Source organism: Acidovorax sp. KNOB132 (assembly GCF_057541515.1).
In genome coordinates this window covers 23,259-40,980 of record NZ_BAAJYT010000013.1, presented here as the reverse complement: position 1 = coordinate 40,980, position 17,722 = coordinate 23,259, and the positions used below count along the sequence as shown (strand labels likewise).

Annotated in this window: 18 protein-coding genes; 10 read left to right on the top strand and 8 right to left on the bottom strand. The window is 64.3% G+C overall.

Features of this window, described 5'->3' with window-relative positions; genetic code table 11:
• Positions 1 to 30 precede the first annotated feature (30 nt).
• From AC27IO_RS04085 to AC27IO_RS04050, 8 genes are read left to right on the top strand one after another with little or no spacing between them, the layout of a single operon-like run.
• Positions 31 to 1,161: an aromatic ring-hydroxylating oxygenase subunit alpha gene (locus tag AC27IO_RS04085; RefSeq protein WP_317354863.1), complete on the top strand. Its 1,131-nt coding sequence runs from the start codon at positions 31 to 33 to the stop codon at positions 1,159 to 1,161.
• On the top strand, positions 1,158 to 1,928 hold the full coding sequence (rfbF, locus tag AC27IO_RS04080) for a glucose-1-phosphate cytidylyltransferase (RefSeq protein ID WP_317354861.1): 771 nt from the start codon (positions 1,158 to 1,160) through the stop codon (positions 1,926 to 1,928). Before AC27IO_RS04085 ends, rfbF begins: the two co-directional genes overlap by 4 nt.
• Entirely contained in the window at positions 1,922 to 3,010 is a 1,089-nt protein-coding gene (rfbG, locus tag AC27IO_RS04075; protein ID WP_498737436.1) for a CDP-glucose 4,6-dehydratase, read from the top strand. The genes rfbF and rfbG overlap by 7 nt, the downstream gene beginning before the upstream one ends.
• Before the next feature lie 6 nt (positions 3,011 to 3,016).
• Positions 3,017 to 4,333: a lipopolysaccharide biosynthesis protein RfbH gene (gene rfbH, locus AC27IO_RS04070; protein WP_498737434.1), complete on the top strand. Its 1,317-nt coding sequence runs from the start codon at positions 3,017 to 3,019 to the stop codon at positions 4,331 to 4,333.
• An 8-nt stretch (positions 4,334 to 4,341) separates the two neighbouring features.
• The gene (gene rfbC, locus AC27IO_RS04065; RefSeq protein WP_317354851.1) at positions 4,342 to 4,908 is read left to right on the top strand and encodes a dTDP-4-dehydrorhamnose 3,5-epimerase; all 567 of its coding nucleotides are present in this window, start codon (positions 4,342 to 4,344) and stop codon (positions 4,906 to 4,908) included.
• A complete protein-coding gene (locus tag AC27IO_RS04060; protein WP_498737431.1) occupies positions 4,898 to 5,788 on the top strand; it encodes an NAD-dependent epimerase/dehydratase family protein in 891 nt (296 codons plus the stop codon). Before rfbC ends, AC27IO_RS04060 begins: the two co-directional genes overlap by 11 nt.
• Positions 5,766 to 6,707 (top strand): SDR family oxidoreductase, encoded by a 942-nt coding sequence (locus tag AC27IO_RS04055; RefSeq protein ID WP_498737429.1) that lies wholly within the window; start codon positions 5,766 to 5,768, stop codon positions 6,705 to 6,707. The genes AC27IO_RS04060 and AC27IO_RS04055 overlap by 23 nt, the downstream gene beginning before the upstream one ends.
• Complete coding sequence (locus AC27IO_RS04050; RefSeq protein ID WP_498737427.1) at positions 6,704 to 7,750, top strand: oxidoreductase; 1,047 nt, start codon at positions 6,704 to 6,706, stop codon at positions 7,748 to 7,750. The genes AC27IO_RS04055 and AC27IO_RS04050 overlap by 4 nt, the downstream gene beginning before the upstream one ends.
• A 16-nt stretch (positions 7,751 to 7,766) precedes the next feature.
• On the opposite strand, the gene AC27IO_RS04045 is transcribed toward AC27IO_RS04050, so the two are convergent.
• The 8 genes from AC27IO_RS04045 to AC27IO_RS04010 form a co-directional block, all read right to left on the bottom strand.
• Entirely contained in the window at positions 7,767 to 8,174 is a 408-nt protein-coding gene (locus AC27IO_RS04045; RefSeq protein ID WP_498737426.1) for a hypothetical protein, read from the bottom strand.
• Entirely contained in the window at positions 8,171 to 9,013 is an 843-nt protein-coding gene (locus AC27IO_RS04040) for a hypothetical protein (protein ID WP_498737424.1), read from the bottom strand. The genes AC27IO_RS04045 and AC27IO_RS04040 overlap by 4 nt, the downstream gene beginning before the upstream one ends.
• 48 nt (positions 9,014 to 9,061) lie before the next feature.
• Positions 9,062 to 10,291 carry an FkbM family methyltransferase gene (locus tag AC27IO_RS04035; protein ID WP_498737422.1) on the bottom strand — a complete coding sequence of 410 codons (1,230 nt, stop codon included), beginning with the start codon at positions 10,289 to 10,291 and terminating at the stop codon, positions 9,062 to 9,064.
• A gap of 52 nt (positions 10,292 to 10,343) precedes the next feature.
• Positions 10,344 to 11,009 carry a NeuD/PglB/VioB family sugar acetyltransferase gene (locus tag AC27IO_RS04030; protein WP_487089047.1) on the bottom strand — a complete coding sequence of 222 codons (666 nt, stop codon included), beginning with the start codon at positions 11,007 to 11,009 and terminating at the stop codon, positions 10,344 to 10,346.
• Between the two features lie 9 nt (positions 11,010 to 11,018).
• Entirely contained in the window at positions 11,019 to 11,786 is a 768-nt protein-coding gene (locus tag AC27IO_RS04025) for an SDR family NAD(P)-dependent oxidoreductase (RefSeq protein WP_284431701.1), read from the bottom strand.
• A 4-nt stretch (positions 11,787 to 11,790) separates the two neighbouring features.
• Positions 11,791 to 12,828, bottom strand: coding sequence for a ketoacyl-ACP synthase III (locus AC27IO_RS04020; RefSeq protein ID WP_284431702.1), 1,038 nt, complete (start codon positions 12,826 to 12,828; stop codon positions 11,791 to 11,793).
• A gap of 6 nt (positions 12,829 to 12,834) precedes the next feature.
• Entirely contained in the window at positions 12,835 to 13,065 is a 231-nt protein-coding gene (locus AC27IO_RS04015; protein ID WP_284431703.1) for an acyl carrier protein, read from the bottom strand.
• Between the two features lie 82 nt (positions 13,066 to 13,147).
• The gene (locus AC27IO_RS04010; RefSeq protein ID WP_498737418.1) at positions 13,148 to 14,377 is read right to left on the bottom strand and encodes a flagellin N-terminal helical domain-containing protein; all 1,230 of its coding nucleotides are present in this window, start codon (positions 14,375 to 14,377) and stop codon (positions 13,148 to 13,150) included.
• A gap of 385 nt (positions 14,378 to 14,762) precedes the next feature.
• Here AC27IO_RS04010 and AC27IO_RS04005 point away from each other — a divergent pair, with 385 nt between their 5' ends.
• Together AC27IO_RS04005 and fliD are read left to right on the top strand one after the other, a co-directional pair.
• The gene (locus tag AC27IO_RS04005) at positions 14,763 to 15,986 is read left to right on the top strand and encodes a flagellin (RefSeq protein ID WP_284431705.1); all 1,224 of its coding nucleotides are present in this window, start codon (positions 14,763 to 14,765) and stop codon (positions 15,984 to 15,986) included.
• 156 nt (positions 15,987 to 16,142) lie between these two features.
• The gene (gene fliD, locus AC27IO_RS04000; protein WP_498737416.1) at positions 16,143 to 17,567 is read left to right on the top strand and encodes a flagellar filament capping protein FliD; all 1,425 of its coding nucleotides are present in this window, start codon (positions 16,143 to 16,145) and stop codon (positions 17,565 to 17,567) included.
• Positions 17,568 to 17,722 lie beyond the last annotated feature (155 nt).

The window sequence follows — 17,722 nt, the reverse complement described above, 5'->3', positions numbered from 1 at the left end:
CTTGCAACATCCATCCAGAAGAGTCGATCCATGCCGACCAGTGTCCTTTCCCCCCACTTTTATCGAGATCCCGATCACCACGCCCGCGAACTGGAGGGGCTGTTCCGCGAAAGCTGGGTTTTCGTCTGCATGCGCTTCGAACTCGGCGGTCTCGTGCACCGTGGTGTGCAGGTGGGCGGGGTGTCGTTGTTGCTCCAGTGCGACAGCCAGGGGCTGCCGCGTGCTTTCCTCAATGTCTGCTCCCACCGGCATGCCCAGTTGTGCGAATCGGGCACGCACCGCGGGCCTGCGCGCTGCCCCTACCATGGCTGGGTGTACGACCGGGAGGGCGTTCCCGTCGGCATTCCGGCGAAACACTGCTTTCCCGAGGTGGTGGCCGAACCTGCCCGCTTTCGCCTGCAGGAATTCAACTGCGAGGCGGTAGGGCAGTTCGTATTCGTGCGTATTTCCGAAAGCGGCCCGGCACTGCGCGAGTATCTGGGCGAGCAATACGCCTTTCTCGAGCGTGCCAGCCAGGGGATGCAAGGCTTGCTGGACGAGTTCCGGGAGCCGGTGGGCGCCAACTGGAAAATCGTGATCGAGAATGCCCTCGAGGGGTATCACGTCCCTGCCGTGCATTCGCGAACCTTCATGCAGGTCGACGGCATGGACCGGGCCGAAACGGCACCCCGCTTCTTCCTCGAAGATCGCCGGCACAGCCATCTGGAGCATGCCGCCGATGCGCAGTGGGTAGCGCGGTTCGCCCGCATGGAGAGCAAGATCGGACAGTGGCCCTGGCGCTTCGCGCATTACACCCACCACCATATCTTCCCGAACCTGACCGTCACGTCGTTCATGGGATACAGCTTCCATGTCCAGTCGTTCGAGCCGACCGCGTCCCGCCAGACCACCGTCCACTCGAGGACCGTTGGCGTGGAGTTCACCGGGACCACGCCTGCCGGCGCCAAGATGATGGAACACATCCATGCCGATGGCCATGCCTTCACGCGCAAGGTGTTCGCGGAGGACGGCGGTATTTGCGCCAAGGTCCAGGCGGGCGTCGATCAGGCGCAGCGCCCGGCGCTCGTGGGCGCAGGGATCGAGGACCGTGTGGCGCATTTCCAGGCGGCCTATGCCCGGGCGCTTCAGGGCTCCGAAACACCGATGGGCGGAAAAGCATGAAGGCCATCATCCTGGCGGGGGGGCTGGGTTCCCGCCTGAGCGAGGAGACGCAGCAAAAGCCCAAACCCATGGTGGAGATCGGCGGCCGCCCGATTCTCTGGCACATCATGAAGATGTATTCGCACCATGGCATCCATGACTTCGTGGTGTGCTGCGGCTACAAGGGCTACGTGATCAAGGAGTACTTCGCGAACTATTTCCTGCACATGTCCGACGTGACGTTCGATCTGGTGAACAACCGCATGGACGTTCACGAGCGGTATGCCGAACCCTGGCGGGTGACTCTGGTGGACACCGGCGATGCCACCCAGACGGGTGGCCGCCTGCGCCGTGTGCGGCGCTACGTGAGCGAGGACGAGGCCTTCTGCTTCACCTATGGCGACGGGGTGGGCGATATCGACATCACCGCGCTCATCCGGTTCCACAGGGCGCATGGACAGCCGGCCACACTCACCTCCACCCGGCAGCCCGGCCGCTTCGGCGCGCTGGACATGGAGGGCGACCGCGTGCTGTCGTTCCGCGAAAAGCCCGATGGCGGCGGCGGCATGGTCAACGGCGGGTTTTTCGTGCTGTCTCCTGCCGTGTTCGATCTGATCGATTCCGACGAGACGGTGTGGGAAGGCCCTCCGCTCGAGGCGTTGGCGCGTTCCGGCCAATTGCGGGCCTATCGTCACGAAGGTTTCTGGCAACCCATGGATACGCTGCGCGACAAGAATTATCTCGAACAGCTTTGGCAGGGGGGGCATGCGCCCTGGAAATCATGGTGAGCGGTCCCGACAGCGGTTTTTGGTCCGGACGCAAGGTGTTCGTCACGGGCCACACTGGTTTCAAAGGCACCTGGCTGTCGCTTTGGCTGCAGCGTTTGGGCGCGCAGGTGACGGGGTATGCGCTGGAGGCGGATTCCATGCCCGCGATGTTCGCGCTGACCCGGGCCGCGCAAGGCATGCATTCGGTCATCGGCGATGTGCGGGATGTGGCGTTGCTTGCAGGCGCGCTGGAAGCAGCGGCGCCGGAGGTCGTGATCCACATGGCCGCACAGCCCCTGGTGCGCAAGTCCTACGCCGATCCGGTCAGCACCTATTCGACCAACGTCATGGGTACCGTGCACCTTCTGGACGCCGTCCGTCGCGTGCCGTCGGTGCGCGCCGTGGTGGTGGTGACGAGCGACAAATGCTATGAGAACCGGGAGTGGCTCTGGGCCTATCGCGAGGACGACGCGCTGGGCGGGTTCGACCCCTACAGCAACAGCAAGGCATGCACCGAGCTGGTGGCCGCCTGCTACCGTGACTCGTTCTTCGCCCCGGCAAGGCACGCGGAGCACGGTGTGGCGCTGGCCACGGCGCGGGCGGGCAATGTGATCGGTGGCGGTGACTGGTCCAGCGACCGGCTGATTCCGGACTTCCTGCGAGCCTCCTGCGGCGGCGATCCGCTGGAGGTGCGCAATCCCGCTGCCGTGCGGCCATGGCAACATGTGCTGGAGCCCCTGGCGGGTTACCTCCAATTGGCGCAGCGACTCTTCGAGAAGGGGCCGGCGGTATCGGGCGCCTGGAATTTCGGGCCCGCCGAGCAGGACGTGCGAAGCGTCGGCGACGTCATCCGGCAACTGGCTGCCGCGTGGCCTGTCCCTGTCGACTACCGCTTTGCAACCGGGCCCGAGGGCGTGCACGAGGCGCAAATGCTCCGGCTCGACAGCAGCAAGGCCTGCTCTTTGCTGGGCTGGGGGCCTCGGTGGTCGCTGGCGCAGGCCGTGGAGCGCATCGCCCAATGGCATTCCGCACACGCTCGCGGCGAAGACATGCGCCAGGTCACCGAGCGTCAGATCGAATCGTATTGCGCCGCTGAGCGCTGAAGTTCTATGGACAAGTTGCACCACATCCGCGAGCAGATCGCCGCGCTCGTTGGCGAATACGCGGCCCACGCGTATCGCGCCCAGCCATTCCTGCCGGGCGCCACGGCCATTCCACCCTCCGGCAAGGTGATCGGGGAGGCCGAACTGCAGAACATGGTGGCCGCATCGCTCGACGGATGGCTGACCACGGGGCGCTTCAACGATGCATTCGAAAAGCGCCTGCGCGAATACCTCGGGGTGCGCCACGCGCTCACGACGAACAGCGGCTCGTCCGCGAATCTGCTCGCCTTCTCGGCGCTCACGTCTCCCGCATTGGGCGAGAGGGCCATCCGCCCGGGCGACGAGGTGATCGGTGTGGCGGCGGGGTTCCCCACCACCGTCAATCCCATCCTGCAGAATGGCGCGGTGCCCGTTTTCGTGGATGTGGAGCTCGGCACGTACAACATTGATGTGGCGCTGATCGAAGCTGCGATCTCGCCGCGCACCAAGGCCATCATGCTGGCCCACACCCTCGGCAATCCCTACAACCTGGAGGCGGTGCAAGCGCTGTGCCGCAGGCATGGACTGTGGCTCGTCGAGGATTGCTGCGACGCCCTGGGGTCCACCTACGGCGGACGGCTGGTAGGCACCTTCGGCGATATCGGGACCCTGAGCTTCTATCCGGCCCACCACATCACCATGGGCGAAGGCGGCGCGGTCTTCACCAACGACGATGAGTTGGCACGCATCGTCACGTCATTCCGCGACTGGGGGCGGGACTGCTATTGCGGGCCCGGCAAGGACAACACCTGCGGAAAGCGGTATGGCTGGCAACTGGGCGATCTGCCGCCAGGCTATGACCACAAGTACACGTATTCGCACGTCGGCTACAACCTCAAGATCACCGACATGCAGGCGGCCTGTGCCCTGGCGCAGATGGACCGTTTGCCCGGCTTCATCGCGGCGCGGCAGCGCAATTTCGAGCACCTCTCCGGCCGGCTGAAAAGCTGCGAGGAGTTCCTGGTGCTTCCCCGGGCCACGGAAAATTCGCAGCCTTCTTGGTTCGGGTTCCCGCTCACGCTGCGCGAAGCGGCCGGTACCCGCCGCGTCGATCTGCTGGAGTACCTGGAGCAGAGCCGCATCGGCACGCGGCTGCTGTTCGCCGGCAACCTGACCCGGCAGCCTTCGATGCAGGGACAGACGTACCGTGTGGCCAGCAGCCTGGCGAATACGGACACGGTCATGGAGCACACGTTCTGGCTGGGCATCTACCCCGGATTGAGCGAGGCCATGATCGACTTTGTGGCCGATCGCATCGAAACCTATTTCGGCGTCAACTTCTAGCACCCACCATGCGCTTCGAAGAAAGCCCGTTGCCGGGCTGCTACCTGATCCAGCCCGAAGTGCGGCCCGATGAGCGCGGGCGATTCGTGAAGACCTTCAACCGCGAGGCGTTCCTTGCCCGGGGACTCGACTGCGACTGGGTGGAGAGTTTCTACAGCGTATCGCGGCGTGGCGTGCTGCGCGGGTTGCACTTTCAGTTGCCGCCGCACCACCATGCCAAGCTGGTGCATTGCAGCCACGGCCGCCTCTTCGACGCGGTGGTCGATCTGCGCCGCGGCTCGCCGACACAGGGCCGTTTTGCCACCTTCGAGCTGGACGCCGAGCTTGGCAACCAGGTCTACATTCCGGCGGGGTGTGCCCACGGCTGCTATGCACTGACCGAAGGCGCGACCATCGTCTATCACGTCACCTCGGCCCACGCGCCTCGGCATGATGCCGGCATCCGCTGGGACTCTGCCGGCATTCCCTGGCCCGATGAACATCCTGTGCTGTCGGTGCGCGACCGCGAGCACCCGCGGATGGAGGATTTCGCCAGCCCCTTCGAGATGCTGGAAGGACCGCCGAATGACCAATGAACGGCATGTGTTCCTGACGGGAGGGACGGGGTTCATCGGCCGGCACGTGCTGGCGTCTCTGCTGGAGGCGGGCCATCGCGTCACCGTCCTGAGGCATCCGGCCGACGCGCCTGCGTCGGTGCACCCTCGCCTTGTGTGGCTCAGCCGCGCCATGGACCAGTTGGCGCCCGCCGATCTGGCCGGGGCGGACGTGCTGATGCACCTGGCGTCGCCCGGCGTCCCGCCGCAGCAGGCCGACTGGCAGACCCTGTTCTACTGGAACGTCACCGTTTTGCTGCAACTGCTCGATACGGCGCGTGCCGCTGGCGTGAAGCGGTCGGTCCTCGCGGGCACTTTCGCGGAATACGGTCGCAGCGCGGATGCCTTCGACTTCATTCCGGCCAGCGCACCGCTGGCACCCGCGTATGGCTACGCGGCATCCAAGGCCGCAGGTTTCCAGGCTGCGCATGCGCACGCGATCGAACACGCCATGGAACTGTGCTACCTGCGGATCTTCTCGGTCTTCGGCGAAGGCCAGTACGCCGGGAACTTCTGGCCCGCGTTGCGTCTGGCCGCGTCGCAGGGACTTGATTTTTCGATGACCCCCGGTGCGCAGGTGCGCGACTACGTCCCCGTGGAAACGGTCGCCCGGGCATTCCGGCATGCGGCTGAGCGCCGCGATGTCGAGGCGGGCAGGCCCTGGGTGCGCAATGTGGGATCGGGCAGGCCGGTATCGATGCAGGATTTCGCGCAGCACTGGTGGTGTGTCTGGAAGGCGTCGGGCCGGCTGCTCGTCGGCGCCCTGCCGTACCGGCCCAACGAGGTGATGCGCTGCGTCCCCGAGATGGAGGCCGACCTGTTCCTGTCTGGATCTGAGCATGAGGGGCAACGATTTGCTTGAATTGAACGAACTGGACGCCCTGGAGGGCTCGCGCATCCTGATCACGGGTGCGGGCGGAATGCTCGGGCAGGCTTTCGCTCGCCGCTTGGCTGAGCAGGTACCCACTGCCTTGGTCGCGGCCCTCGACCGCCACGCGCTCGATGTGCGCCAGCGCGAGCAGGCCCAGGACTTGCGCGCCTGGCGGCCCGATATCGTGATCCATTGCGCCGTGTGTTCCGACGTCAACTGGTGCGAGGACCATGCGGACGCGGCGGCGCAGGTGCAGATCGAAGGAACCCGCCACGTGGTCGAGCTGGCCCGCGAATGCGGAGCCCGGTTTTTTTACCCGCAGACTTTCCTGATCTACGACGGAAGCCAGCCGGTGGACGAGGCCACGCCCCCCCGTCCTTTGAGCGTGTACGGACGCCTCAAGCTGGAGGCGGAGCACATCGTGCTGGAGGCGTCGCCGCAGGCGCTCACTGTGCGCATGGGCGGGTTTTTCGGAGAGCATGCGCGCGACAAGAATTTCGTCGGCAAGCTGATTCCGCACCTCGCGGGACTGCTGCGCTCCGGCGTGGACCGCATGGAGATCGGTGACCGCATCTGGCAGCCCACGCTCACGGACGATCTGGCCTACAACAGCCTGCTGCTGCTGGCGCGCGGCGAGACGGGCCGTTTCTGCATGGCTTCCCATGGGCAAGCCTCTTTCTTCGAACTGGCGCGGGAGATCGTGCTCCGATTGGGGCTGGATCGCCGCATCGAGATCGCGCGTGTTCCTGCGGAAACCATGGCCCGCAAGGAAAAAGCCGTGCGCCCCGATGCGGTGGTGATGCGCAACGCCGCGCTGCAGGCCCGCGGGCTGGATCGTCAGCGCACATGGCAGGACAGCCTGGCCGCCTATCTCGACCACCCTTATTTCACTGGAATGTTCGCCCCATGAGCCTGCAACTGCTGAGCCCCTTCGTTCACCACGACATGTTCGGTCCGATGCGCAACCGTGTGGCCATGGCGGCCATGACGCGTGGTTTTGCCGATGCGCAGCACCGCTGCACGGCCGAAATCGCTGCCTACTACGCGCGGCGTGCCGCTGCCGGCGTATCGCTCATCCTGACGGAAGGCATCGTGGTCCATCCTTCGGCGGATGGTTACCGGAACGTGCCCCACCTGCAGAACGACGAGCAGGCCGACAGCTGGATCCCGGCCGTCCGGCAGGTGCAGGAGGCCGGCGGGCGCATCGTGGCGCAACTGTGGCATTGCGGGCGGATCTCGCACCCGGACTTCACTGGCGGGTTGGCGCCGGTCAGTTCCACGGACCGGCCAGCGGCGGGCATCAACCGCCAGAACGGCCAGCCCTACGGGCAGCCCCGTGCACTGCATGCGTCGGAGATGCCGGGCATCTACCGTCTTTTCGAGGAGGCCGCGCAGCGGGCCCTGAATGCGGGCTTCGACGGCGTGCAGGTCCATATGGGACATGGATACCTGATTGACCAGTTCCTGGATGCACGCATCAATGACCGGACCGATGCCTATGGCGGATCGGTCGAAAACCGCTGCCGCATCGTGCTGGAACTGGTGGAGCGCCTGTTGCCCATTTGCGGCCCCCAGCGCCTGATGATCCGCCTCTCGCCCGCACGGATGATGGGCGGACTGTACGAGTGGCCGGACCTCGACGACATGCTGCACCATCTCATCCCCCGGCTGGATCGCCTGGGGCTGAGGCAGCTGGACATCAGCTGCGCGGATGCGCCCTATGCCGAAACTTCCGGCAGGATCGTGCGCCGCGTGCGTCCCCTCTGGCCCCACTTCCTGATGGGTGGCGCGTCGCTATCCGCTGCGGAGGCCGAGCGCGAAATCCAGGAGGGGCATCTGGACATGGTCACCTGGGGCCGCGCGCTCCTTGCGAACCCGGACTTCGTGCGAAGGCTGGAGCGTGGAGAAGCCCTCGAGCCCATGACGCCCGAGCGGCGCGCCGTGCTCTATTGATCAGTTGGAGGGGCAGTCAGCCGACCCGGCCACTGAAGAATTCGGCGATCGTGAAGTCCTGAGCGCTTTCCTCGTGCGCCTGCCGCATGGCCGAGGGCAGATCGGCATAGACCTCCCGCCACCAGGCGGGCGTGCCCACGAAGCCCTTGTTGAGGGTCAGGTTGAAGAGCGGGACGCTCTTGAGCGACAGGACATCGGCGTACTCGTCCATCGGCAGAAGATGGTTCGCGGCGAACCGGTAGCCATCGGCGAGGTCCCGGGCCGGCTCACCCCACTTGCGTGCCAGGCTCTGCCACAGCAGGCATTCGACGGCCGCCTTCTGGATCTGCTGGTAGGGCTCGTCGGTCCGGTGCTGGATCTCGGACGCACCGCGCAGGTCTTCCGGCAGCGCCCACAGCTCGCACATGTCCTGGGTGCGGCTCACGAGAAAACGCTCGGAGAAATGGAAGGGAATCTGCTTCCAGGACGAATGCGCCAGGAAGCCGAATTTCCCCTCGTTCCTGCTGCCATCGTCGAACAGTTCTTCCACCGCTCGGTAGAGCGATCCGGTGACGACCGTATCGCTTCGCATGCGCACGGAGTACGGCACGCCCACTTCGGCCAGATGCCGGGCGCCGCCTTGGCCGAGCGAATGATGGCATTGCGGCTGTCCACCATGTTCTGGGGCTGGGGAAGCGTGATCACGGCGTCCACCCATGGCCGGCAGGCATCGAGGCTGGCGGCGGACTGGTGATCCCAGGTGACGAAGCACAGATGCGCCTCGGGACACGCCATTCGCTGCCAGGCCAGTGCCATGGGGGTATAGGGAAACACCGGGCCCTGCACGAAGATGCCAAGTGAAGGCGTTCGCACGGGCGGTTTGCGCTGCAGGGACAGGCCTTCGAACACCCTGGAGAACGCCTGGAGCTGGTCGATGTCTCCATGCCGGCCGCTGTGGGTGAGGGCCGGCACGCAGCGGTAGTCGCCCCACAGGTTGCGGATCTGGTTCATGATTTCCGCCGAATGCGCTGCGAAGATCACCAGAAGCACATCCTCGTGCGGTTCCTTCATGAGCGCTTCGGGGCTGCGGACGGGAACACCATGGATCTGCCTGTCCTGGTGAGCGGTGAACGGGCACACGGTGTATTCCACCGGCAGGCCCAGCAGCGGATAGTAGTCCGTGAACGCCTGTCCAGCGCCCCAGCCGATCAGCCGGACCTTGGCCGGGTCGATTTCCGGATATTTCAGTAGAACGCGGTCGAGGCCGCCCCGAATCTTGGCCATCCTGCGGTGTCCTCTGGATAGTGGAGTGAATGCCTCTGCAGCCGCGTTTCAGCGATGGAAATACAGGCAGGTATCCCAGCGATCTTCGGTGTGGTGCTGCAGCCCGATCGAGTACCCGGGGGCCACGGCATCCACCAGCGCCGGGATGTCCAGCAGGTCGGTCGCGCGGTGATAGGCGGAGATCGCCATCTTGGGCAGGCCGGCGCGGATGGCCGCCTGGGCGCCCCGCAGCGCCGGAATCTCGAAGCCTTCGATGTCCATCTTGATGAAGGTCGGAGGCGCATCGATGAGATCGTCAATGCGCCGGATGCGCACGGTCTCCAAGGGCGCGCTCGGATCGACGGCGATGCTGCCCCCATGCCCCCCCAGATGGTGGAACGGGGCTTCCGCGTCGCTCTCCCCGACGGCGAAGGGATGCAGCGAAATCCGGGATTCGAGCGCGGTGCCGGCGTAGCCCTGCTGCAGCTTGCGCAGCACCTCGATGTTCAACCGGTCGGGCTCGATCATCCAGGAGTGTTCGATGCGATCGCCCGTGAGGCCCAGCAGCCCGGTCGTGGATTCGCCGATGGAGGCGCCGCAATCGACGAACCTCTCGTGGTCCGAGAACGTCAGCAGGCCCGAGCGGAAGTACAGGGTCGAGTAGGGCCTGGCCACAGTGAGATACCACTCGGGATTGCAGCTCAGGTGGAACAGAAGCACGCTGCGCAACGTGTTCACGGAGTGCGCATCCGCAAGCCGCCGCTCCAGCGCCAGGAATTCATCGAATCTGCTGCTGATGGCGGGGGCCCAGTCGGCCGTGCGGTAGTCCACCCGATCATTCATGCCGAAGAGCCGGGTGACCTGCTCATGGTTCAAATGGGCGATGCCGTGGCGGGTACAAAGCCGGTCGAAGAACCGCCGTGAATAGTCCGTTCGGCAGCAGTTGATGGCGATGATGTCCGGGTCCTCGCGCAGCATCGCAAGGAAACGGTCGGTGGAAATGATGTCCACGCCGTAGTAGTCCTCGCCGCTGGCGTATTTGAAATCGTCGACCACGGCCAGTGCCCAGCCTTGGTCACGGGTCGCACGGATGAAGACTTCCGCGAAGGTCTTCGTTCCCAGCAGGATGAAGCGTGTCCGGTCCCCGCGCCGGGCGAAGATCTCGCGCGCCTGCTCAGGTATGCAGAAGTGCGGATCGCGGCGGTAGAGGTCCAGCATGGCGAGCAGCGCTTCATCCAGCTGGAAGCGATCCAGGTTGATGCGGCTGACCAAGGCGTCGGGCAGGAAGGAAGGGGGCATGGAGGCCATGGTGGGTTGCTCGCGGTCGGGCATGCGGAGCCTGGGGAGACGTTCAGCTCCAGGAAAAGCGCCGGGCCGGATTGCCCATGATGGTGATGTTGGGCGGGATGCGGCCATACACCACGCTGCCGGCACCGACCTTGACGTGGTCGCCAATGACGGTGCCGCTGGTGATGACGCAATTGGGATGGATCGACACGAAGTTGCCGATCTTCGCGCCACCACCGATGGAGCAATGGCTGTTGATCTGGCACCAATCCCCGATGCGAACGTCGTGCCCGATGACCGTGTATTCCTGCACGCAGACGAAATCGCCCAGCTGGACATCCACCGAAATGCCGACACGGGGACCGATGATGCAGCCGCGGCCCAGCCGGGCATGCCGTGTCACATGGGCCTGCGGATGCACGACCGTGGCGAAGTCGACGTCGTGGACCGACCGCAGCACTTCGGTGTATTTGTGCCGCGCCATCGGATCGCCCAGTGCCGCCATGAAGACGTCGCCATGTTCCGGAACATAGGTCAGGGGATCACCCACGATCCCGATCGAGCGCTGCATGCCGTTCAGGGCCGACGTGCGCGAATCCAGAAAGCCCTTGGGTCGGAACAGCGGGTTGTCGTCTTCGATGTACGTCAATACTTCGCGGCCGAAGCCGCCGGCGCCCACGATGAGCAGGTTCCGATGCGGGGAGGACGTATCCGTGCAGGGTGCAGCCATGGTGGTGGATCAACTGATGGTGAGGCCGCCGTCCATCACCAGCGTCGTGCCGGTGATCCATCGGCTGGCCTGGGACAGCAGGAACACGGCGGCATTGGCCACGTCTTCCGGTTGGCCGAAACCGAGCGGGTAGTTGCCCCGCTCTTTTTCCATCGAACCCACGAGCGTGGCGGTGGCATCGAGCAATGGCGTTTCAACCAGGGCGGGCGAAAGGCAATTGGCCCGGATGCCCCGCTTGACGACTTCCATCGCGAGGCAGCGCATCATCGCAATCAGTGCGGCCTTGGTGCCCGAATAGGCGGCCACTCCCGGCACGCCGATGTGTGCGGCGATCGATGCGATGAACACCATCGATCCTCCCGGCGCGATCAGATTGCGCTTGAGAAGTGCCTGCGTCAGCAGCATCGGGGCGTCCACGTTGATGCTCTGGACTTCGCGCAGATGCTGTTCGGTGATCATCCGCACGGGAGACAGGCGCGAGATGCCTGCGCTGTGAACGATGCCGTTCAACGGCTCGGAAGCGATCTGCTCCACCAACTCGGAGCGATCGGCAGACTGGGTCAGATCCGCTCGCACCACGAGGTGGCCGGCAGCCGGTGCGGCGGATTGCAGTGCCTGCAGCGTGCGAGCGAGCCGCTGCTCGTCGCGGCCCACACCAATGACCTGGGCTCCCATGCGTGCGCAGGCGAGGGCGGTGGCGTGGCCCAGGCCCGAAGTGGCCCCCGTGACGAGGATGCGCTGTCCCTGCAGGTGAAAAGGCGTGGGCGTTGCGTCCATCGGGTCAGGACTCCAGCATGGCCGGGAAGCGAGCCCCTGCAATGTCCAGGATGCATGTGCCCCAGGACAGGCCGATGCCGAAGCCGCTCAGCAGCAGTTTGTGCGTGCCGCTGGCCAGCGTTTCGTTCAGGCGCGCGGTCATGGTGACCGGCAGTGTCGCCCCACTGGTGTTGCCATAGTCGGCCAGCGTCGATGGGACTTTCTCAGGGGGGAGTGCCAGCTTCTTGCGGATGGTTTCGTTGATCATCCGGTTGGCCTGATGGAAGACGAAGTAGTCCACATCGTCCTTGGACACCCCTGCATATTGCAGCGTGCGCTCCACGGCCGGAGGGATTTTCTGGGTGGAGAAGCTGAGCACGGCCGGTCCATCGAGGAGGAGGCGGTCTGGCCATTGCAGCTCCCCATCCTCGTCGCGCGTGGGGATGCTGTGATGAAAGGCATAGGGCTCTCGATGCCCACCCACCGGCTTGATGATGGCCTTGTAGCCACTGCCGTCGCTGTTGAGGTCGAAATACATGGGCGCGGCCGAAGGATCGAATTCCAGTGCGGTCGCCGTGCCGGCGTCGGAGAACAGCGGGTCCTTTTCGCTTGCGGAGCGGTCTCCCACCAGCAGCAGGCCCTTTTTCACCGTGCCGGACGCGATCATGCTGCCCAGCAGGTGCAACCCGAACGGGTAGCCAGAGCAGCCGAGATTCACGTCGAAAGCGATCGTGGACTGCGACAGCCCGAGCTTGTCCTGCAAGATGATGGCGGTGGAAGGAATGGGATAGTCGGGCGACTGCGTCACGACGATCAGCGCGTCCACTTCTTCGCGGGCCCACTGCAGTTCCTCCAGCAGCTTTTCGGTGGCGTCCTGCGCCAGGTCGGAAAAGCATTGCCACGACGCGCACAGGCGGCGCTGCTGGATGCCGATGTTGCGAACCAGCCTTTCCCGCTCCGAGCGGATTTTTGGAGGGCAATCCTCAAGGTTGGAAACCACGCGCTTGGGCACGCAGCTCGCCATGCCCGCAAAGCGCACGTTGTGCAGGGTGGACAGGCCCATGGTGTTTTACCCCAGCAGCTTGTAGAGGTCCGTGACCGTGGTGCAGTTCTTCAGGTCGTCGCCCACGATGGTTTTACCGTATTCCACGTCGAACATCACGATGACGCCCAGGGCGGCGAGGGAGTCCCACTCCGGCAGAGCACGCAGTTCGGTATCCGGGGTGACTTCCACCGGATCCTGGAAGTCAACAGCGGTCAGAAAGCTTTCGATGAATTGCTCGATGGAAGGCGAAGGCATGCGTACTCCAGAATAAAAATATCGCTGAGACCGAAGATTTCGGCCTCCACCGGCAGTGTATTAGCCCCGGATGCCTTCTTCTTCAGCCCTGCAGGAGTTTCAGCACCTGCTGGGGCAACTGGTTCGCCTGGGCCACCATCGCGGTTCCTGCCTGCTGCAGGATCTGCGTACGCGACAGGTTCGCCGTTTCCTTGGCAAAGTCGGCATCCACGATACGGCCACGGGCTGCCGCCATGTTCTCGCCCTGGATGTCGATATTGGCAATGGCGTTTTTCGAAGCGGCTTTGCAGGGCCCCGAGGTCGCGCGCGCCGAATTGACCTGATCGATCGCGCTGTCGATCTTCTTGAGGGCCACCCAGGCCTGGCTCTGCGTTCCGACATCGACGCTGTCGATGCCTTTCTGACCGGTGCCGGTGGCATTCGTCAGCGTGGGCGGGGTAAAGCCCGTGTTGGCCACGGTGAACCCGGTGGTGCCGCCGAACGTGATGGTCTCCGGCACGGGGGGAACGGCATTCGTCAGCTTCGAAGAGGCGAACTCGAGTCCGTAGCTGCCGTCATCGTTCTTGGTCAGGAAGGCGGTCACGCCCGTATCGGCCGTCTTGTTGTTGATCGCCGAGATCACCTGGCCGAGACGTTCCACGCCGGAGCCAGCGGCCTTGATGCTTCCCAGGTCGATGGCGGAACCCGAACCGACCTGGATCGTCAGTCCGCCCGCGGGAATCGCGCTGCCGAAGGCGGAGATCGACGTGTCCGACGCATCCACGGCGATCGCGGTGCTCGTGCTCGAGTACATGATGCTGGACAGGCCCGAGGCGCGGGTGTCTGCCAGGGCGCCGAGCGTGACGTTGTCGCCGGAGTTGGCGCCCACCTGGAACAGGGCGCCCGCGAAGCTGCCGTCCAGGATCTTCTGGCCGTTGAAACTGGTCTGCTTGGAAACGCGGTCGATTTCGTCGGTGAGTTGCTTGACTTCGGATTGCAGCGCGGCCCGGTCGGCCTTGCTGTTCGTGGCGTTGCTGGCCTGAACGGCCAACTCGCGCATCCGCTGCAGCATGTCGCCGACCTTGCCCAGGGCGCCTTCTGCCGTCTGGGCCAGCGAGATGCCGTCGTTGGCGTTGCGGGAGGCCACGGCCAGGCCCTTGACCTGGGTGTTCATGCGCTCGGCGATGGCCAGGCCGGCCGCATCGTCCTTGGCACTGTTGACGCGCAGGCCGGAAGACAGCCTCTGCATGGTGGTCGTCAGCGAAGCTGCCGACATTCCCAGATTGCGCTGGGCGTTGAGTGAGGCGATGTTGGTGTTGATCGTCGAGGCCATTACGGAACTCCTTCGCAAAAGGGACAAGGCACAGCTGCCGTGGCCAAGGACACCACCATCAGCGGGCAACCCTAGCGTTGGGAGAATTCTCCTCAGGTGGGGTTTTCCTGGCGTGGGGAAAAAAGGGCGGAAAACCATCCATATCCACCCTTGTGGGAGCTGGCTGACCCGGGCGGTGCCGGGGAAAGCCGATTTTTTTGCATGGAGACGCTCAAGTTCTCCAGGGGCTGCCCGATAACCTAACCAACAGGTTCAAGCGAATTTGTTGACCGGCAAGCGATGGATGGGTTCACGTGACTGCCGCCCCGGTCTTGGCAGCTGGCCATGGGGGTCAGCGTTGTGATCGGCGGTCTAGCCGGAATTTAAGTTACCAAGGAGCATTTCAATGGCCTCTACCATCAACACCAATATTGCTTCGCTCAACGCACAGCGCAATCTGGGCATGTCTGCGAACTCTCTCACCACCTCGATGCAGCGCCTGTCTTCCGGCCTGCGCGTCAACAGCGCCAAGGACGATGCCGCCGGCCTGTCGATCGCCGAGCGCATGAACACCCAGATCAAGGGTCTGACCGTGGCAGCCCGCAACGCCAACGACGGCATCTCGCTGGCCCAGACGGCAGAAGGCGCCCTGGGCAAGGTCGGCGACATGCTGCAACGGATGCGTGAACTGTCGGTGCAGGCCAGCAATGCCACCAACAGCACCAAGGACCGCGCTGCACTGCAGTCCGAAGTCAAGCAGCTCACCGACGAAATCGACCGTGTGGCCAAGCAAACCAGCTTCAACGGCCAGAAGATCCTGGACGGCAGCTTTGCGGGCGCCCTGTTCCAGGTCGGTGCCAACTCCGGTGAAAACATCACCGTCGGCGCTCTGACCAATTCGTCGGCTTCCGGCCTGTCGAACATCGAATACTCCACGGGCAGCGTGACCGCCCTGAATGCTTCCGACACGACGGTCACGGGCTTCGGCACCAAGATCGCCGCCGGTGGCCTGACCATCCAGGTGGGCTCGGCATCCGCCATCGATCTGGGCGAAATCAAGGCCGCTGGCTCTGGTGTGGAACGCCTGGGCCAAGTGGTGTCCGCCATCAACAACAAGTCCGCCGACACCGGTGTGACCGCCTTCCTGACCAAGAAGGACGACGGCACGTACGACCTGGAATTTGCTTCGTCCAAGCTGACCAGTGCAACGCCTCCTGTGCCGGAAACCATCACCTTCGGCGGCACGACCGGCTTCTCCGTGGCGAACACGGGCTTCGCCGCCCCGACGCTGGCGGCCGCCACCGGTACCGACAAGAAGGGTATCGACACCGTGACTGTCGCGACGCAAAAGGACGCATGGGTTTCCCTGAAGAAGATCGACAGCGCGATCGACCAGGTGAACTCCGCACGTGCCGACCTCGGCGCTCTGCAAAGCCGCTTCGAAAACTCGGTGGGCAACATCGACATCCAGGCCGAAAATCTGTCGGCATCGCGTGGCCGGATCGTGGACGCCGACTTCGCCAAGGAAACGGCGAACCTGTCGCGCACGCAGATCCTGCAACAGGCGGGCACTGCGATGGTGGCCCAGGCCAACCAGCTGCCCCAGGGCGTGCTGTCACTGCTGCGTTAATCGGTGGCTTATAAAGGGGATCGGAACGGTCCGAACCCTTTTAAGCGGCGACAGGGCCACTCCTGTCGCCGCTTTTCCTGCTTTTAGATCGAAGCGATTCTCGCCACAATCGTGTATTGATTGTTGATGGCGGCCCCGGCTGCCTGGGAGACCAAAATGGGTATTACCTCGATAGGCATTGGCAGCGGGCTCGACGTCGAAACCATCGTCACCAAGACGGTGGCGCTGGAAAAGCAGCCCCTCGTTCAGCTGCAGGCCAAAGCGGACACCATCCAGACCAAGATTTCCACGTTCTCCCAGGTGAAGTCGTTGCTCTCGACCTTGTCGGATGCCGCGGCCAAGCTGACCCGGGACAGCGCGTGGAACGGCATGGCGGTCAGTTCTTCCAACAGTGCGGCCGTCACGGCCACCGTGTCGGGGATTGCCAGCGCATCGTCGTTCGGCGTGAGTGTGCAGCAACTGGCCCGCGCGCAATCGAATGCGTCCACCGCCGTGGCCAAGGACTCCGTCATTGGCGCAGGCACCATGACCATCCAGCTGGGGACTTGGGACTCCACCGCGAATCCACCGACCTTCGGCGTGGGATCCACGAAGCCGATCAATGTCTCGGTCAGCGCGACCGACACGATCACGAACATCGCCGCCAAGATCAACGAAGGCGATGTCGGCGTCACGGCCACCGTGTTGCGCGATGCCTCCGGCGAGCGGCTCCTGCTGCGCTCCAAGACCACCGGGGAAGCGTCAGGGTTTCGCGTGCAGGTGGCGGAGGACCCGGCGGCGCCGGGCCTCTCGAAGCTCGCCTTCGATCCGCAGAACTCCCCAGGCGTGGGCCTGGCGGCCAATACCATCCAGTACGCACAGAACACGCAGGCCAAGATCAACGGCATCAGCGTGACGTCCAAGGACAACACGTTCACCGAGGCCATTCCCGGGCTGACCCTGACGGTGTCGCAAGTGACCACGACCGACGTGGAAATGGGAGTGAAGGCCGATACCGCGACGATGAAGAAGAACATCCAGGATTTCGTGGATGCCTACAACGCCGTCAATGACCTGCTGGGTTCCTCGACCAAGTACGACAGCGAGAGCAAGACCAAGGGCGTTCTGCAGGGCGACAGCACGGCGGTCGGGCTGCAGAACTCGCTGCGGGCGGCCATCGGTGCCGCTGCGGGCGGCACCGCTGCCCTGCAGACGCTGTCCGACATCGGCCTGGAAGTCCAGCGTGGCGGCAAGCTGACGGTGGACAACACCAAGCTGGACAACGCGCTGAAAACGCCCGACACGCTCAAGCAGTTGTTCGCATCCGACCCAGCCTCGGGCGGTACGGGCACCGGCGCCGCGGTTCGCATGAAGTCGTTCACCTCCGGACTGCTGTCGCTCGACGGCCTCATGAATAACAAGGCCGATGCCCTGGACCTGGAAGTCAAGCGCAACACCTCCGATCAGGACAAGGTGAACAATCGCGCGGCCGTATTGGAAAAGCGCATGCGGGCACAGTACACGGCGCTGGATACCCAGATGGGCAATCTTTCGGCCCTCAACAGCTACATCACGCAGCAGGTCGCCCAGTGGAACAAGTAAGCCCGGCGTCCAGGCCACCCGCCCCCGCGCGGGCTGGCCTGAACCCTGGATAAATCACCGCTGCGCCACTCTGTCAGAACGCCAAAACACCTCGTAAATGTCCTTGAGTTCCTTCTTGATCTGCCGATATTGAATGTAAGTAGCATGAAGGAGTT

What these genes read in the sequence shown, in the direction of transcription:
- rfbH (WP_498737434.1), top strand. Translation starts at nt 3,017, where the DNA reads ATGGACAAGTTGCACCACATCCGCGAGCAGATCGCCGCGCTCGTTGGC.
- AC27IO_RS04025 (WP_284431701.1), bottom strand. Translation starts at nt 11,786, where the DNA reads ATGGACGCAACGCCCACGCCTTTTCACCTGCAGGGACAGCGCATCCTC.
- AC27IO_RS04020 (WP_284431702.1), bottom strand. Translation starts at nt 12,828, where the DNA reads ATGGGCCTGTCCACCCTGCACAACGTGCGCTTTGCGGGCATGGCGAGC.
- AC27IO_RS04050 (WP_498737427.1), top strand. Translation starts at nt 6,704, where the DNA reads ATGAGCCTGCAACTGCTGAGCCCCTTCGTTCACCACGACATGTTCGGT.
- AC27IO_RS04005 (WP_284431705.1), top strand. Translation starts at nt 14,763, where the DNA reads ATGGCCTCTACCATCAACACCAATATTGCTTCGCTCAACGCACAGCGC.
- AC27IO_RS04055 (WP_498737429.1), top strand. Translation starts at nt 5,766, where the DNA reads ATGAGGGGCAACGATTTGCTTGAATTGAACGAACTGGACGCCCTGGAG.
- rfbC (WP_317354851.1), top strand. Translation starts at nt 4,342, where the DNA reads ATGCGCTTCGAAGAAAGCCCGTTGCCGGGCTGCTACCTGATCCAGCCC.
- AC27IO_RS04010 (WP_498737418.1), bottom strand. Translation starts at nt 14,377, where the DNA reads ATGGCCTCGACGATCAACACCAACATCGCCTCACTCAACGCCCAGCGC.
- fliD (WP_498737416.1), top strand. Translation starts at nt 16,143, where the DNA reads ATGGGTATTACCTCGATAGGCATTGGCAGCGGGCTCGACGTCGAAACC.
- AC27IO_RS04030 (WP_487089047.1), bottom strand. Translation starts at nt 11,009, where the DNA reads ATGGCTGCACCCTGCACGGATACGTCCTCCCCGCATCGGAACCTGCTC.
- rfbF (WP_317354861.1), top strand. Translation starts at nt 1,158, where the DNA reads ATGAAGGCCATCATCCTGGCGGGGGGGCTGGGTTCCCGCCTGAGCGAG.
- AC27IO_RS04015 (WP_284431703.1), bottom strand. Translation starts at nt 13,065, where the DNA reads ATGCCTTCGCCTTCCATCGAGCAATTCATCGAAAGCTTTCTGACCGCT.
- AC27IO_RS04060 (WP_498737431.1), top strand. Translation starts at nt 4,898, where the DNA reads ATGACCAATGAACGGCATGTGTTCCTGACGGGAGGGACGGGGTTCATC.
- AC27IO_RS04040 (WP_498737424.1), bottom strand. Translation starts at nt 9,013, where the DNA reads ATGGCCAAGATTCGGGGCGGCCTCGACCGCGTTCTACTGAAATATCCG.
- AC27IO_RS04085 (WP_317354863.1), top strand. Translation starts at nt 31, where the DNA reads ATGCCGACCAGTGTCCTTTCCCCCCACTTTTATCGAGATCCCGATCAC.
- rfbG (WP_498737436.1), top strand. Translation starts at nt 1,922, where the DNA reads ATGGTGAGCGGTCCCGACAGCGGTTTTTGGTCCGGACGCAAGGTGTTC.
- AC27IO_RS04035 (WP_498737422.1), bottom strand. Translation starts at nt 10,291, where the DNA reads ATGCCCCCTTCCTTCCTGCCCGACGCCTTGGTCAGCCGCATCAACCTG.